Genomic DNA, 16,260 nt, shown 5'->3' with positions numbered 1-16,260 from the left:
TGCCTAAATCTCCCGGCGGCTGAAGATCAAATGGGCGGTGACGACGATCACCGCCGCGCGCGCCAGCCCGTACACAATGACCTGGTCAACGTGTGCCCAGGGCACGGGATTACCGAGGTTGATGTCGTCCGCCAGACTGAACAGCCCAAAGTCAGGCACGATCGCCAACACCGCCATCGCCAGCCGATGACTGCCCCACATCTCGACAGCCGTCCCGCGCAACATGCCCGCCACGTAAATCATAAACGGCACCGCGACGTTAAAGACGAGGGACGTCGAGAATGTCGACACCAGAAGTGTAATCGACACCACCAGTATCGCCTTCACCAGGTCCGTTAGGACCGCCTTGACCAGGTTCACGTCAAGCACAGTGATCTTCACCTGCTGGATTTGCTTGTTCGCTTCCTCGGTGGCGTCGTGCGTCTCGCCAAGGTACGTCTGGCTCAACTCGCGGATCATACTCTGCTCCTTGATCCATAACACGGCACCGAACATGAGGCACATGGCTGCCATGCTCAGTACCAGCAAGAGCGCGCTGCCGTAAAACTTGCCGAGCAAAAACTCGAAGCGCCGCACGGGCTTCGCCAGGATGGTGTAGATCGTGCGGTTCTCCACCTCACTCGGCAACAACTGCGCCGTTCCCACAATCGCGATCAACGTACTGACGACGGAAATAACGCCCAGGCACGTGTCCTTGATCACCTTCAATTGTTCTTGTTCCCCAAGACTGTATTGCGAGAAGAAGATGGCCGACCCAATGAACACCAACCCGACAAGCAACAGAAAGATAAACACCTTTTGCCGGACCGCTTCGGTCAATGTGTTCACCCCAATCACACCGACGCGGCTCAGTGAAAAGCCGACTCTCTCGTGTTCCCGTTCTCCGGATCCCGCCGGCGCGGGACTTGCCGATGGTGTAGCAACAGCTTCAGTCATGATGTCCCATCCCCCGTTCGTCTTTCTTCAGCGCATCCAGGAACAGCGATTCCAGCGTCGTCTGTGGGTGCTCGACCGATACAATCGACGCCCCGGCAGCCCGGACCGCCTCCTCGACCCGCGCCCGTGCGGCGTCGGGCAAGTCTTGCACAGTAATGCTCAACCGCCGTTGATCACTGATGAGTGACTTGACATCGCCCTCCAGAATCATTTGCCCGAGATTCAACACGCCGATCCGGTCGCACACGTCTTGCACCTGGGCCAATAGATGGGAACTCAGCAAGACTGTCTTCCCCATGCCCTTCAACCGCAAAATCAAATCGCGTATGTCTTTGCTACCGATCGGATCCACACCTGCCGTTGGCTCGTCGAGCAGCAGTAGCTTGGGATCATGAATGAGGGCCTGCGCCAACCCGATGCGCTGCAACATGCCCTTCGAGTAGCCCGAAAGCCGACGGTCGCGCGCCCGCGCGAGGCCGACCAGGTCCAGCAACTCCTCGATGCGTTTCTTCAGCGGCGAGCCACCCATGCCACACAGCTTCCCGTAAAACTCCAGCGTCTCGGCGCCGGTCAGGTACCGATAGAAGTACGGGTTCTCAGGCAGAAAGCCGACGTGCAACCTTGACACGACCTTGTTGCACGGAACGTCAAAAAGCCACGCGCTACCATCCGTCGGCGAAATCAGATCGAGGATCAACTTCAGCGTCGTGCTCTTGCCCGAGCCGTTGGGCCCGAGCAAGCCGTACACTTCGCCCTCGCGCACGCGCAGGTTAAGTTTATCCAGCGCCAGCAGTCGGCCTTTGCGCCAACCCAAATCGTACTTCTTGGTCAGTTGTTCTGTTCGAATCGCATCCATTAGTATCGCACATCGAAACCGCGGAATTCGTCCGCGGCTTCCCTCCAATTCACGTCTGCATTGCGGATGTGGCTGCCGAGTTGGCTGGCCTGCACCGCCTCCAGAAACGCCCTCACTTCCTCCTCGGTGCCTTCGGCAACCAACTCCACCCGCCCGTCATTCAGGTTGCGGACATACCCCGTCAGCTCATATCCACAGGCGATTTCGCGCGCGGTGTAGCGAAACCCAACTCCCTGCACCCTGCCCGAGTAAAAGACCGTCGCACGCTTCCGCATAGACTCAAGCCGTCAGACTATCGACAAACCGTAACCCAGTCAAGCGAACGGGGGAGGAATACAAACCGACCGTTTCATTGTGAGCTTGCCTCCCGCCATGCCGCCGCGGTAGAGTTGGCCAGTCACCCCGGAAGGAGCGCTATGGCACTATTCGGCGGAATGTTTGGCGGCGGCGGACAGAAGCACCCCAATCTCGACCAGCTTGCGCTGGCCATCCACAACACCCTCAACTTGCAGCTCACTCCGCCCGGCGATGACGTCCTGGCGGTGACAGAGGCGCTGACGCATTTGGATCTTATCGGATTCCAAAACGCCCACAATCTGGAGGGCATGCAGGAATTGCTCCGGGCAAAATCATTACGCGCAACCATCGATTCATCGGCTCAAACACTCACGCTGTCCGTTGCCTCCCCGGAGGAAATCGACCGTGAATTGAAAGCCGAGCATGGCGCCGTCAAGGTGTTGCATGTCGGTGGCCATCATGCGAGCGTGCGCATTATCAAACCCCTCACCCCCGCTGCCGAGCCAGTCAAAGCAGCGGCCGGGCCCGCGGCTTCTACCGCCCCTCTACAACCCGAGGCCGCAGCAGTGCCACCCGCTTTCGAGCATCTCGAAGCCGTCGAACGCCTCTGCCCGGTGATTGTCGATACGTTCGTCAAGCACGGGCAGTTGACTACCGCTGACAAAGAAGTCCTCAAGAAAATTAAGCCGATCGATTACACACTCGAAGGGCGCATGGTCGCGTTGGAGCGCTGGAAAACAGAACTCTCGCGCCGCTCGCGCGGTATTCATGTCCAGCAAACCGGATCGACATCTCTCCTGGCCAGCAGCGCGGACAGCTCGCACCAATCCGAGGAAGCCTTGCTGCGACGGTTCGACACCTTGCTGCACTGGCTCAGCAAACTGATCAAGGCGCTCGAGCACAAAGGCTTCAAATTCCAGGGCAAGCCCGTCTGGCTCCCGCATTAAATATCAACCCGCTCCAATTCGTCCCCCAATCAGCCAGTCAGTATATCGACGGCTTTTCTTCCGTTTGATCTCCTGCTCTCGCTTCCGAGCAGCAGGCAGGTCCGGAAGTCGCTCCACATACGCCATCTCAAAAGGCCGTCGTGCACGAGTCGATTTGCTCTCTCCGGAATTATGCTCAACCAGCCTTCAGTGGGGATCGACCGAACATCCGACATACCTACCAACGACAGAGCTCGTGCGCGGGCGCGCTGGCGGAAAGCGCTTTCCGATCAAACCTCATTTGGGTGGGAACAAACCTTTCATTCCATCTGCCAACGCCGCCACTGGCACCACGTTGACCCGTGCGACTAGAGAATAACGCTGCGCGGTAGGTATTCTTCAGCATGACCCGATCACATTCGTCCACGGTATCCTCGACCGTAATTTCATTCGACATTTTTACTGCTTCCTTATTTTCCGTTCGATCGATTAATGGAGGTCGCGATTTCCCACCCGCCTCCGAGCGCTTTGTAAACGGCCACCAATGACGTCGCGGTTTGCGTCTGGCTGGCCGCGAGACGGTCTTGCGCCTCCAACAGGGAGCGCTCGGCATCGAGCACGCTGAGAAAGTCCGACGCGCCGGCTTCATAACGCTGGTGCGCCAAGTCGGACGCCTGTTGACTCGCTTGGGCGGATGCCTCCAAGAACCGTTGCCGTATCTGTTCGCGCTCAAAGTCCACCAATGCGTCTTCTGTTTCTTCCAAAGCCGTGATCACAGTCAGTTCGTAGGAAGCAAGCGATGCTTCGGCCCTGGCATCGGCGGCTTTGATACGTGCGTGCACACGGCCCAAGTCCAACGCGGCCCACGTGAGCTGCGGGCCGAACGTCCACGTGTCAGCACCTCCCTTCCCCAAGCCGGCAAATGTGCTGGCTTGCAGCCCTACGCTTCCAACGAATGTAACCCGAGGAAACAGGTCGGCGGTTGCGATGCCAATGCGTGCGGTCGCGCCTGCCAGTGAACGTTCAGCAGCGCGAATGTCGGGACGACGGCGCAGCAGTGCCTCAGGATCGCCTAGCGCAAGCGCAGGCATTGCCGCCGGCAACGAGCCCGGTGTGGAAAGTTCTGTCGGGAGAGCGTGCGGCTGCCGTCCGGTCAATACCGTGAGACGGTAAATCGCTTTCTGGATCGCGGCTTCCAGGGGTGGAATGGTCGAGAGAGTCAGATTGACCAGGGCGCGGCTGCGTGACACGTCAAAGTCTGTGCCACGCCCGCCTTCGAGGAGGGATTGTGTAATTTCGAGCGTCTTGGTTTGCACGTCAGCATTCTTGCGGGCTACCGCGAGCTGGTTTTGCTCTCCGCGCAGCTCAAAATAGTTCCGCGCAATTTCGGCGGTGAGACTGACAAGCACGTCTTGTCGCGTGGCTTCGACAGAACCGACGTCAGCAGTCGCAGCTTGCACGGAACGGCGGACACGGCCGAACAGGTCGAGTTCCCAAGTCGCATCAAAGCTGGCATCGTAAAGCTCGTTTTGGCGGAGATTGCGCGGCGTACCGGGCACTGCGGCCGCTTTGCTGAGGAGACTGTCCGTGTACCCCGCATTGGCTTGCACCGTGGGCGCGAGATCGAAGATCGCAAGCCGGCGGAGAGCCCGGGCTTCCTTGAGGTTGGCTGTGGCTATGCGCAGATTGTGATTGTGCGCAATCGCCTGGGCAACAAGATCGCTGAGCGTTGCATCGCCGAAGCCGTTCCACCACGTGGCGAGCGCCGTTTCGTCTGCCGCCGCAGTATTGGTCGGGGCGTTCGCAAACGAAGCGGCGACCGAGGTTTGCGGCGGGTTGTAGTTCGGGCCGACCGCGCAGCCGGTCAGGATCACCAGTGCCACGATCGCAGCGATTTGCTCTTCAATGTGCTTCATGGGGTGTGGGATTGACCGCAATTTCGGCTGCGGGCTGATCTTCGGTTGCCTTGCGCGCCGTCAATCTGCGGATGACGACATAGAATACCGGGGTGAGAAAGAGCCCGAAGAAGGTGACGCCGATCATTCCGAAGAAGACCACGGTTCCCAGCGCCTGACGCATTTCGCTGCCCGCGCCGGTGGCGACGATGAGCGGCAGGACGCCGAAGATGAACGCGAAGCTGGTCATGAGGATGGGTCGCAGACGCAGACGGGCCGCTTCGATGGCCGCCGTGCGCGCCGACATTTTGGGATCATGTTCCTGCTGCTGCTTCGCGAACTCGACGATCAGCACCGCGTTCTTCACGCTCATTCCCGCCAGAACGATAAAGCCAATCTGGGTGAAGATATTGTTATCCATGTGCCGCAGGAATACGCCGGTGATTCCGCACAGCAGGCACATCGGTACGATCAGGATGATGGCGGTGGACAACGAGAAACTCTCGTACTCGGCCGAGTGTGTCAGCCAGACCAACAGAATGCACAACGGAAAAATAAGCAAGGCCGTGTTGCCGGCGGCTTTCTCCTGAAACGCCAGATCCGTCCATTCGTAGTCCATGCCCGGCGGCAACTCCTTGGCGGCCAGTTGCTGCGCCAGCGCGATGGCCTGACCGGAACTCACGCCGGGCATGGCGACGCCGTTGATGTCGGCGGCCGGGTACAGGTTATACCGGATCACTTTGTCCGGGCCGGTAGTCTCGCGGACATCAATGAGCGCGCCCAGCGGCAACATGTCACCGGCGGCATTCCGGGTCTTGAGTTTGCGGATGTCCTCGGGATGAAGCCGAAAGCTCGCATCGGCCTGGGCAGTGACTTGATATGTGCGGCCGAACCGATTGAAGTCATTCACGTAGAGCGAGCCGAGATAGATTTGCAGCGTGTCGTTCACATCACTCAGCGCGACGTTCATGCTCTTGGCCTTCACTCGATCCACGTCGACGAAAAGTTGCGGCACGCGCGTGGTGAAGGTCGAGAACACCTGCGAGAGGCCCGGTGTCTGGCTGCCGGTGACCATCATCTTGAATGCCGTGGCCGCGAGCGCGTCGAGGCCGAGATCGGCCCGGTCTTGGATCATCATCTTGAACCCGGCCGTGCTCCCCAGACCCCGCACCGGCGGCGGAGGCAGGACAACGATCCGTGCGTCACGCAGTTCGGCGCAGCCCGCACTGAGCTGCGCCATGATGGACTGCGCGGATTTCCGCGCGTCTTTGCGGTCCTTGAATTCATCCAGCGGGACAAACATCGTGCCGGCATTCGGAAGGTTCGCGCCGACGAACAAATTGTAGCCGGGAAATTCGACCGTGCCGTTCACGCCGGGAATCGCGCGGGCGATTTCGCCGGCGCGGCTGATGACCTTTTGCGTGCGCTCCAAACTCCCGCCATCGGGGAGTTGGGCGAAGAGGATCAAGTAGCCCGAGTCCTGCGTCGGAATGAAGCCGGTTGGCACGATTTTGAAACCGCCCCACGCCAACACAATCAACCCCCCATACACCGCCAATGCAATGCCGCCGCGACGGATCGTACCGCCAACGGCGCGCGTGTAGCCTTTCGTCGTCGCCTCGAAACTCTTGTTGAACAAGCGAAAGAACCAGCCAAGCACACGATCCATGCTGGCCGCAAACCAATCCTTCTTGGCGTCATGAGCTTTCAAGAGCAGCGCGCTGAGCGCGGGCGAGAGCGTCAGGGAATTGAACGCCGACAGAAGCGTTGAGAACGCAATTGTCAGGGCAAACTGCCGGTAGAACTGGCCGGAAATTCCTGGAATGAAGGCGACCGGAATGAACACCGCCGAGAGACCAACCGCAATGGCGATGACGGCAGGCGTAACTTCCTCCATCGCCTTATAGGCCGCCTCGCGTGGCGCAAGGCCATGCTCGATCCAGCGCTGGACGTTCTCGACCACCACGATCGCATCGTCCACGACGATTCCCACGGCCAGCACAAGGCCGAACAGTGAAAGGTTGTTCAGCGAAAAGCCAAACCCCAGCAGCACAGCTAACGTGCCGATAAGCGACACCGGCACCGCGATGAGCGGAATGATCGACGCCCGCCAGTTCTGGAGAAAGACAACCACCACAAGGACGACCAGCAGGACGGCCTCGAATAAGGTTTCGACGACCGAATGAATCGATTCACGCGCGAAGATGGTTGTGTCGTAGATGACCCGGTAGTCCACACCAGCCGGGAAATTCTTCTTCAACTCCGCCAGTCGCGCGCGCACGGCGTCGGAAGTCTGGATCGCATTCGACCCCGGTAACTGGAAAATCACTAGCGCGGCGGCGGGCTTGCCGCTGAGTCGCGAGGAAACGGTGTAGTCCCGTGCCGCCAACTCGACGTACGCCACGTCGTGCACATGGGTGACCTGCCCTTGCGGGCCCTGTTTGACGATGATGTCACCGAACTCCTGTTCGTCCAACAGCCTTCCCTGCGTGCTAATGGTCAGTTGGAAATCATTGCCCGCCGGCACGGGCGGCTGCCCAATCGTACCAGCGGCCACCTGAAGGTTTTGCTCCTGGATCGCGCGGACGACATCGCCGGCCGTCATGTTGCGCGACGCGAGTTTTTCCGGGTCGAGCCAAATCCGCATTGAATAATCGCGCGCTCCGAACACGGTCACGTCGCCGACGCCGGGGATGCGGGCGAGCTGGTCCTTCACCTGCAGGAAGGCATAGTTACTGAGGTAGAGTTCGTCGCGCGAGTTGTCCGGCGAAACGAGATGGGCGACCATCGTGAGATCGGGCGACCTCTTTGTGGTGGTCACCCCGAGACGGCGCACTTCTTCGGGCAACTTGGGCACCGCAATGGCCACGCGGTTTTGGACGAGCACCTGTGCGGTGTTCAGGTCCGTGCCCAGTTTGAAGGTAATGGTCAACGCCATGATGCCGTCGCTGGTCGAGGTGCTCGACATGTAGAGCATGTTCTCAACGCCGTTGACCTCCTGTTCGATTGGCGTAGCGACGGTTTCGGCGAGCACTTTGGGATTTGCGCCGGGATAGGTGGCGCGCACGACCACGGTCGGTGGGACGATTTCGGGATACTGGGCGATGGGTAGTTGAGTCATCGCGATCAATCCGGCAATCACAATGACGATGGACAGCACCGCTGCGAAGATGGGACGCTCGATAAAGAAGCGGGAAAAGTTCATTTCGTCTCCGGCGGCTTCGCGTCCACCACGACCCCCGGTCGCACGCGCAGCAATCCTTCCACGATGATTGGCTCGCCGGCCTTGAGCCCGGTCTTCACCACGCGCAAGCCATCGATGATCGGGCCAATCGTGACCGGTCGGAACTCTACCTTCTTCTCCGCGTTGACGACATAGACGAACTTCAGTGCTTGGTCTGAGCCCAATGCCCGGTCGGGAATCAACAGGGCCGGATACTTCCCGCTGCCGGGGATGCGGATGCGCCCAAAGAATCCCGGACTCAAGCTGTGGTCCGTGTTGGCAAATACGCCGCGGGCGCGCATGGTCCCGGTGCTCGGATCGACCCGGTTATCCACAAAATCTATGAAGCCTTTGTGCGGAAAACCGGTCTCGTCGGACAATTCCATCTCGGCCGGGATTTGTTCGTCGCGCGCGCTGACCCGGCTGCCTTCCCGACGAAGCTTAAGGTATTTCAAGATGGCGCGCTCGTCGGCGTCGCTATAGAGATAAAGCGGATCGAGCGAAACGACGGTGGTCAGAAGCGTCGCGCCTGCACCCGAGACGCCGCCACTGATAAGATTTCCTTGCGTGACCAGTGCTCGGCTGATGCGTCCATCAATAGGCGAGTGAATTTCCGTAAATTCGAGATTAAGTCTCGCGGAGTCCTCCGCGGCCTTGGCTGACATCACAGCCGCTTGGGCTGCGGTGTAAGTCTTGCCTTTCGTGTCAAAATCCTCCTCGGAGATGGCTTTGGTCGCGATCAGTCTTTGGGCACGCTCAAAATCATTCTTGGCCAACTCTGCCTGGCTCAGCGAGCGTTGATGGTCGGCGTCGGCGCGGTCGTATTCCGCCTGGTACGGACGCGGATCAATAGTGAACAAGAGGTCGCCCTTCTTCACCTCCTTGCCTTCCTTGAAATGCACTTTGTCGAGATAGCCGCTGACGCGCGCCCGGACCTCGACCGTCTCCGGCGATTCCAAGCGGCCGATGTATTCGTCCCATTCGACAACTTCGCGCGTGATTGGCTGAACGACGGTCACCTGCGGAGGCGGCGGGGTCCGTGCGGGTGACGCCTTCGAACACCCGCTGGCAACTAGCAGCAAAACAGTGCTGATCGCTACGATTTGCTGTTTGAAATCAGAATTCATGAAACCTGATTTTAGGATAAGGCCTTATAGTCGAGGTTTTCCGTCGTGTAAAGGCTATGCTCTTTGACAGACTCCACCAACGCGGTGCGATGGGGGCATAAACCGGCGCGGTGCCATGCCGTTGGGAATGCTCCGGGCTTTCCCACCACTATTGATGGAGACGCCTTCGACAGTGTCCGATTCTCCAGGCATCCTGCCTCCCTCAAGCGGTTCCGTGCTCCTTTGAGGACGCACTTATACCTACGCAGAACGCGCCTGAAAAGCCGCTGGTTTGGCGGTGTACTCACAAGTGGGGCGCTCGAAAAAATTTGAGCATGCGACCCTCCCGACGGACATCTGGGCACGCGACGCTATTCTACCTTCGACCATTTAGAAAAATGGTCGGGACGGCGGGATTTGAACCCGCGACCTCTTGGTCCCGAACCAAGCGCGCTAGCCAAACTGCGCTACGTCCCGACTTCGTGCAGCACACCAGTTAATCACACTTTCTTACGGTGACGCAAGAACTCAATCACCATCGGCAGCACCGAGATAAAAATGATCGCCAACTCCACAATACCGAAATGCTTCTTTACGAAATCCAATTGCCCGAACCAGTACCCGCCAAACGTCAGCAGCCCCACCCACAGCAAACCGCCCGCCACATTGTACGCCGTGAATTTCAGGTACGTCATGTGCCCCACCCCCGCCACGAACGGCGCAAACGTCCGCACAATCGGCACAAACCGCGTGATGATGATCGTCTCGCCGCCGTACTTCTCATAAAACGCGTGCGTCTTCTCCAGGTACCGCGGCTTGATGATTCGCGGGAAATTCGCCGCCAGCTTGTCGCCGAACAGCCGCCCAACGGAATAGTTCACCGTATTCCCCCCGATGGCCGCGACGCAGAACAATCCCAGCAGCCACGCCATGCTCAACGGACTGCCCGGCGTCGCCGCCAACGCCCCCGCCGCAAACAGCAGCGAGTCCCCCGGCAAAAACGGCGTCACCACAAACCCCGTCTCGGAAAAAATGATCGCGAACAAAACCGCATAGGTCCACGCCGTCCCATGCGTCTGCATCGCGTCATTCAGATGACGATCCAGATGCAGGAACAGGTCAACGAATTGATGTATCCATTCCATAAAGGGCCGCTACCTGTACCACACCCCCTCCCCCTTGTCAGCCCAGAAGACAATCCGCCGTCGTAGGTAGGGACGGGCTGGCCCAGCCGTCCGTCCGCGCCCGCCTGAACGTGGGAGGGTCGTCACCGTCGCGACTCCCCGGTGGCTTCGTTTCCTTGAAACGAACCCACTTCTCAATAAAATCGACTCCAAAAACCCCTCAAAATGGGTTCGTTTCGCAAAAACGTATATAGGCCCCCGCCCCTTATCATTGGGGTCATTGGGGTCAACTCACTACACTGTACATCTGACACACCGTCCCAACCCGGCCTCACCCCCTCCAATACTTCCGCACGAACTTGAAGAATCGTATCGTGTCCCGCGACGGATGGATGTGGCTCGGGCGACCGCTTTCGTAAATCGTGCGGATGGGAATACTGATGATCCTATGGCCGGCGCGCGCGGCTTGGACGAGCATTTCTGTCTCGGTCTCGAAACGCGCGGTCGAGAGCCGCAAATCTCCCAGGACGTTGCGTCGCAGCAATCGATAACCGCATTGACTGTCGGGAATTTGTTGGCGCGCCAGCTTGCCGGTGACCCACGAAGTGAATCGGTTGGTAAGTCGACGCACCAGCGGCATATCCTTGGTGTTGCCCATGCGCGTGCCCACGACGACATCCGCTTGCTCGCGCCCGGCGGTTTCGATGAACTTCACGATTTCCGCCGGGTCATGCTGGCCGTCTGCATCCAGGAGAATGGCGAACTCGGCGTCCGACCGACCAAAGTAGTCGAGGGCCGTGGCGATCGCCCCGCCCTTCCCGCGGTTCTGCTCGTGGCGGAGAACTTTGGCCCCCGCCTTTTCCGCCGCGGCGGCCGTGCCATCCTTCGAGCCGTCATCAATCACAATGACTTCGTCCACGTGCGGACGCGCCCCGGCGATAACTTCGCCGACTCGCGCCGCTTCGTTGTAGGCGGGAATCAACGCAATGACACGACGGGTCATGCTCCGGTCTTGTCCTGTCGCCGCGAAACTTTTTCAGGATTCTCCGCCGCGGGATCGCCCGCGGACGTGCCGAAGGCCGTGGCCGTGGCCAGCGCGCGGTCGGATTCGATGTCCCAAAGATCGTGAAAGAGGAACCACTGCTCGCTGTGCTGGCGAATCACGCGCTCAAGCGCCACGGCAACCTGCCGCATGATGTCGTCCAGGTTCTGTCGTGATTTGTCAGCCCAAATCGGTTCGTCGACGATGTACGCGAACGTATCATCAGGCAACCGAATCATGAAGGTCGGTATCAGCGGCGCCCCGGTCGCCAGCGCCAACTTGGCCGGCCCCTCCGGCAACCGCGCCGGTCTCCCAAAAAACTCAACCGTGCGATTCCCCGCCGAAAAATCGCGGTCGCCGATCACGGCCACGATTTCGTTGCGCCGCAACGCGGCGATACACTCCCGCGCCGCGCGGCCAAAGGGAATGGGACGGATGCCGCGGGACACACGATAATGCTGGTAGAGGCTGTTGAGCTTCTCATCGGGCACCCAGAGCGCCACGGCATTGAACTTGTACCCCAGCGCCGCCAGCGCTGCCGCTCCCAACTCCCAGTTGCCCAGGTGCGCGCTGACAAAAATGACTCCCTTGCCGTGCTCCAGCAGGCCGTCGAGCACGGACGGCAAATTGCCGTAATGGACAATCCGTTCCATGCGCCGGCGGTCAATGCGCAGGAACTTGAAAAAATCGACAAGATACTTCGCGAAGTTCAGGAAGTTTTCGCGCGCCAGCGAGTGGAGCGCGCGCGGGGACAACGCCACGCCGCTGTTCGCCTGGATCTGCTTGAGGTTGGAGATGACGCACTGGCGGCCGCGCTTGTCGAACAGGACGTAGAGGTCCGCCACACGGCGGGCCACGCCGTAGCTCAAGCGGCGCGGCAGCAGCCGGGAAAGCACCTCGGCAAACTTGAGCCCGTAATACTTCATGCGGCAGCAACAGCGGTTTTTGTGGCCAAAAGCTGGAGGATTTCCTGCGCCGCGCGGTCGGACGCGCGCGGACGACCCAACGCAGCGGCGGCCTCGCGCATCGCCCAGAGTTTGCGCGGGTCCCGCAGGAATTCATCGACGAACAACATCACGTCGTTGGCGTCTTCGGCTTCCACCGCGACATTTTGCGACAGCAGGTACTCCGTGTTCTTGGCCTCCTGCCCGGGAATCGGGTTGATGATGATCATGGGCAGCTTCTTCACCAGCGCTTCAGCGGTCGTAATCCCGCCTGGCTTGGTGATGATCATCTCCGCGATCTCCATCAGTTCGTTGATATTCTCAACGAACCCAAAAATCTTCGTCGTATGGCGCAGCTTGGGGCCTTTGCGCGCCAGCCGGTCCTGTAGTTCTTCGTTCTTGCCGGTGATGACAATGATGTCGAACGGCTGCGGTAGCTTGTTCAGCTTGCGGATCACTGATTTCATGGGCCCGAGGCCGAGGCTGCCGCCCATCACGAGGATTTTCGGGAGATCCGGCTTGAGCCCCAGGCTCTTGATCACCGCCGCCTTGTCGACCGGCTTTTGGAAGCGGTCGTTGGTCGGGATGCCAAAGGCCTTCACCCGATCGGGAAGCACGCCCTGCCCGATTAGCTTCTGGCGCGTCTCTTCGCTGGGGGCCACATACAAATCGACATTGGGATCGGCCCAGTAGCGATGCGCCACGAAGTCCGTCAGCACGCCGACGAGCAGAGGCTTCTTGAGCCCCGTGGCCCGCTTCCACGAAGCCATCACGCCACAGGCAAACGCCTGCGTGCAAACGATGGCGTCGGGAGCGAAGTCCTTTAGCAGCTTTTGCAACTTGCGAGAGTTACCGCGGTTCAGCAGCTCGCGGATTTTCGCCGTGCGCACCTTGAACTCGGGGTTGTCATACATCCACTCCCAGATTTCAGGCGCCGTCTTCAACGCGGCCAGATAGGCCCGCAGCGTCACTTTCGAGAGCACCGGATTGGCATGGCTGAAGGAATCCAGCAGCATCGACTCCACCGGCACGTCGAGGCTGCGCATGGCGGACTCGACCGCGACGGCGGCCGAGTAATGACCGGAATGCTTCGTCAAATAAAGGAACAAAATACGCTTCGTCATTGGATTCGCACCCTGCAGCATACAGAATGGCGCGAACAGGGGTCAATCAAACTATTTGCTTGCCTCACAACGCGCGCCCTGGGCTAAACTTCACCGGTGGCATTCGAGACTGAATCGCTTTGACCGACGATGACACAACCCATCCGCACCTGGCCCTGTCCCAATTGCTTTCTCTGCGGAGCAACTGGCGACCTTCTGTACTCAGATTTGTCCGATCGGCTGTCCGAGACCCCCGGCGTTTGGCAAATGAAGCGCTGCCCCCGGGAAGGTTGTGGTTTGCTGTGGCTTGACCCGATGCCGGAGGAACAGGACCTCCACTTGGTCTATCGAGACTATTTCACTCACCAGGATAAACCTCCGGCGGTTCGCGGACTCGCCCGGCGCATTGTCCACTGGATCTACCGCGCCTTGTTGCGGGTGTCCGGGTTGACACACCAACGCAACGAGTTGTTCTCTCTCTTTCTACACGGCTCAGAGCCCGGTCGGTTGCTTGACGTGGGCTGTGGCGATGGTGGCCGGCTCGCCCGTTGGCAAACCATGGGCTGGGAGGTGGAGGGACAGGAGGTTGACGCAATGGCCGCGGAACGGGCCCGCACCCTGCACGGGTTGCGCGTAAACCTGGGCGCGTTATCAGATCTTGCGTTACCCGATTCCACCTTCGATGTCGTAACTATGAGCCATGTGATTGAGCACGTGCCGGATCCCCTGGCCCTGCTGCAAGAGTGCCACCGCCTCCTGAAGCTCGGCGGCAGATTGATCGCCGTCACTCCGAACGTAAACAGCCTTGGTCACCGGCGTTTCAGTTCCGGCTGGCTGGGACTTGATCCGCCACGGCATCTCCATCTGTTTTCGTCGCTCACGCTCAACCAACTCGCGGTTCAAGCGGGATTCCAACGCGCCAGAACATGGACCACCGCTGCCAACGCGCAATTCTTCGCCGAAGGAAGTCTTTCCATCAAGCACACCGGTCGTCACCGCTTTGGCGTGCGCATGGGATGGGGACTGGTAATTCAGTCTCTGCTGTTCCAATTCCAAGCGGTGATTGTGCATCTTCTACGAAAGAACTCCGGTGAGGAGTGCATCCTTGATGCGGTCAAATAAGACATGGGCATGAACCTGCGACGCGTCGCCAAACGATTTGCCACCAACCTGCGCAAGTTCTCCCACTTCGTTGGCCGGCCGCTCGACCGCGATGTGATCGCCGCGGCGTATTTGCACGGCGCCGGCCTGGAAATCGGGGCCCTGCACAATCCACTGCCGGTTCCAAAATTGGCCCACGTCAAATACGTGGATCGCCTCTCCGTGGAAGATTTGCGCAATCAGTATCCCGAGCTCGCCTCCGAGCCGCTCGTCCACGTGGACATCGTCGACAACGGCGAGGAATTGGCTACGATCCCCGACGCAAGTCAGGACTTTGTCATCGCCAACCATTTCCTCGAACATTGCCAGAATCCGATTCGCGCCCTCCTCAATCATTTCCGTGTCCTAAAGCCCGACGGCATCCTTTACCTAGCGCTTCCCGACAAGCGTTACTCGTTTGATTCCGAGCGTCCCTCCACGGCTCTCGACCATCTGTGGCGTGATTTTCAGGAAGGGCCGAAGTGGTCGCGTCAGCAGCACGTAGAAGAATATGTGAGACTTGTTCAGAAGATTCGTGACCACGCTGAAATCGATAAAGCCATTGCGCACCTTCTCGAAACAGATTACAGCATCCACTACCACGTTTGGACAGAGATCGAGATGGTTGAGTTCCTTGCCTCCGTTCGGCAAAGGTTGCCCCTCGATTTCGAATTCGAACTCATCTTCAAGAACCGCCTCGAAATCATCTTTGTTCTCCGAAAAGCCGGTGCACCCGCGTGAGCTTTTGCATCGTCATCATTAGTTACAATGTCCGCGATCGACTCCGTGATTGCCTGCGCAATCTGTCCGGGCAGCGCGCGATCGTGGTGGACAACGCTAGCGGCGATGGCAGCGCCGCGATGGTACGCACCGAGTTTCCCGCAGTCGAACTGATCGCCAACACCAACAACCACGGCTTCGCTGCGGCTTGCAATCAAGGGATCGCCGCCAGCACGGAGGATTTTATCTTCATCCTGAATCCAGACACGTTGGTGACACCCACCGCCCTGCAAACGCTGTTGGACGTCATGCAGGCGGAGCCGCGCGCCGGCGCCTGCGGGCCGCGCATCCTCAATCCCGACGGTTCGCTGCAACCTTCCTGCCGTAGCTTTCCCACGCTGCCGCGCCTGATCCTTGATGAGTTGGGATTTGGAAAACTGTTCCCGCACTCCAAATTCTTTGGCGGCTATCGCATGACATGGTGGGCGCACGACCAACTGCGCGAAGTGGATCAATTGATGGGAGCGGCGCTGTTGCTGCGGCGCGCGGCCCTGGAACAGGTGGGCGCATTCGATGAACGTTTCTTCATGTACTTCGAGGAGGTGGATCTGTGCCTGCGGCTCCACGACGCGGGCTGGAAAGTGCTGTTCGTGCCCGGCGCCGAAGTCATGCATCACGGTGGGCAGAGCGCGCGGCAAGTGTTGCAGGAAGCGACACTCTACCGTTATCGCAGCCTGGTCGCGTTCTATCGAAAGCATTATCCCGCTTGGCACCTGACAGTGCTCAAAGTGGTGATCGGCGTGGCCATCACGATGCGTCTGATTCTTTACACCTTTCAACCCGCCAAACGGGCCGCCTTCAGTGCGGTCCTGCGCCACCTTTGTTCGCTGTGAGCGCTCGCTCCTTTTCAGCGTGGTTAGTGGTATTGAGTTGGCAAACACTGCCATT

Annotated in this window: 14 protein-coding genes and 1 tRNA gene; 4 read left to right on the top strand and 11 right to left on the bottom strand. The window is 59.4% G+C overall.

Annotated features, from left to right (window positions below; all coding sequences use genetic code 11):
• Positions 1 to 3: 3 nt before the first annotated feature.
• From VNL17_03585 to VNL17_03575, 3 genes are read right to left on the bottom strand one after another with little or no spacing between them, the layout of a single operon-like run.
• On the bottom strand, positions 4 to 936 hold the full coding sequence (locus VNL17_03585; GenBank protein HXI83154.1) for an ABC transporter permease subunit: 933 nt from the start codon (positions 934 to 936) through the stop codon (positions 4 to 6).
• Positions 929 to 1,792 (bottom strand): ABC transporter ATP-binding protein, encoded by an 864-nt coding sequence (locus VNL17_03580; protein HXI83153.1) that lies wholly within the window; start codon positions 1,790 to 1,792, stop codon positions 929 to 931. Before VNL17_03580 ends, VNL17_03585 begins: the two co-directional genes overlap by 8 nt.
• A complete protein-coding gene (locus VNL17_03575; GenBank protein ID HXI83152.1) occupies positions 1,792 to 2,067 on the bottom strand; it encodes an acylphosphatase in 276 nt (91 codons plus the stop codon). The genes VNL17_03580 and VNL17_03575 overlap by 1 nt, the downstream gene beginning before the upstream one ends.
• A 141-nt stretch (positions 2,068 to 2,208) precedes the next feature.
• On the opposite strand from VNL17_03575, the gene VNL17_03570 reads away from it, so the two are divergent.
• On the top strand, positions 2,209 to 3,036 hold the full coding sequence (locus VNL17_03570; GenBank protein ID HXI83151.1) for a hypothetical protein: 828 nt from the start codon (positions 2,209 to 2,211) through the stop codon (positions 3,034 to 3,036).
• A 449-nt stretch (positions 3,037 to 3,485) separates the two neighbouring features.
• On the opposite strand, the gene VNL17_03565 is transcribed toward VNL17_03570, so the two are convergent.
• The 8 genes from VNL17_03565 to VNL17_03530 all read right to left on the bottom strand — a co-directional run bounded on the left by VNL17_03565 (position 3,486) and on the right by VNL17_03530 (position 13,473).
• The gene (locus VNL17_03565) at positions 3,486 to 4,931 is read right to left on the bottom strand and encodes an efflux transporter outer membrane subunit (protein HXI83150.1); all 1,446 of its coding nucleotides are present in this window, start codon (positions 4,929 to 4,931) and stop codon (positions 3,486 to 3,488) included.
• The gene (locus tag VNL17_03560; GenBank protein HXI83149.1) at positions 4,918 to 8,115 is read right to left on the bottom strand and encodes a multidrug efflux RND transporter permease subunit; all 3,198 of its coding nucleotides are present in this window, start codon (positions 8,113 to 8,115) and stop codon (positions 4,918 to 4,920) included. The genes VNL17_03565 and VNL17_03560 overlap by 14 nt, the downstream gene beginning before the upstream one ends.
• Positions 8,112 to 9,260, bottom strand: a complete 1,149-nt coding sequence (locus VNL17_03555) for an efflux RND transporter periplasmic adaptor subunit (GenBank protein HXI83148.1) — start codon at positions 9,258 to 9,260, stop codon at positions 8,112 to 8,114. The genes VNL17_03560 and VNL17_03555 overlap by 4 nt, the downstream gene beginning before the upstream one ends.
• Before the next feature lie 378 nt (positions 9,261 to 9,638).
• Positions 9,639 to 9,716: transfer RNA gene (locus VNL17_03550), tRNA-Pro, on the bottom strand.
• A gap of 23 nt (positions 9,717 to 9,739) precedes the next feature.
• Positions 9,740 to 10,384 carry a DedA family protein gene (locus VNL17_03545; protein HXI83147.1) on the bottom strand — a complete coding sequence of 215 codons (645 nt, stop codon included), beginning with the start codon at positions 10,382 to 10,384 and terminating at the stop codon, positions 9,740 to 9,742.
• A 310-nt stretch (positions 10,385 to 10,694) separates the two neighbouring features.
• Positions 10,695 to 11,366, bottom strand: coding sequence for a glycosyltransferase family 2 protein (locus tag VNL17_03540; GenBank protein ID HXI83146.1), 672 nt, complete (start codon positions 11,364 to 11,366; stop codon positions 10,695 to 10,697).
• Entirely contained in the window at positions 11,363 to 12,331 is a 969-nt protein-coding gene (locus VNL17_03535; GenBank protein ID HXI83145.1) for a lysophospholipid acyltransferase family protein, read from the bottom strand. The genes VNL17_03540 and VNL17_03535 overlap by 4 nt, the downstream gene beginning before the upstream one ends.
• Positions 12,328 to 13,473 carry a glycosyltransferase gene (locus tag VNL17_03530; GenBank protein HXI83144.1) on the bottom strand — a complete coding sequence of 382 codons (1,146 nt, stop codon included), beginning with the start codon at positions 13,471 to 13,473 and terminating at the stop codon, positions 12,328 to 12,330. The genes VNL17_03535 and VNL17_03530 overlap by 4 nt, the downstream gene beginning before the upstream one ends.
• Before the next feature lie 246 nt (positions 13,474 to 13,719).
• Between VNL17_03530 and VNL17_03525 the strand changes: the two genes are divergently transcribed.
• The 3 genes from VNL17_03525 to VNL17_03515 are packed head-to-tail and all read left to right on the top strand — an operon-like array spanning position 13,720 to position 16,205.
• Entirely contained in the window at positions 13,720 to 14,574 is an 855-nt protein-coding gene (locus VNL17_03525) for a class I SAM-dependent methyltransferase (GenBank protein HXI83143.1), read from the top strand.
• A 9-nt stretch (positions 14,575 to 14,583) separates the two neighbouring features.
• Complete coding sequence (locus VNL17_03520; GenBank protein HXI83142.1) at positions 14,584 to 15,333, top strand: methyltransferase domain-containing protein; 750 nt, start codon at positions 14,584 to 14,586, stop codon at positions 15,331 to 15,333.
• On the top strand, positions 15,330 to 16,205 hold the full coding sequence (locus VNL17_03515; protein HXI83141.1) for a glycosyltransferase family 2 protein: 876 nt from the start codon (positions 15,330 to 15,332) through the stop codon (positions 16,203 to 16,205). Before VNL17_03520 ends, VNL17_03515 begins: the two co-directional genes overlap by 4 nt.
• Positions 16,206 to 16,260 lie beyond the last annotated feature (55 nt).

It is taken from the genome of Verrucomicrobiia bacterium (assembly GCA_035577545.1).
In the GTDB taxonomy this organism is placed as follows: domain Bacteria; phylum Verrucomicrobiota; class Verrucomicrobiia; order Palsa-1439; family Palsa-1439; genus Palsa-1439.
This window is presented reverse-complemented; position numbering and strand designations above follow the sequence as displayed.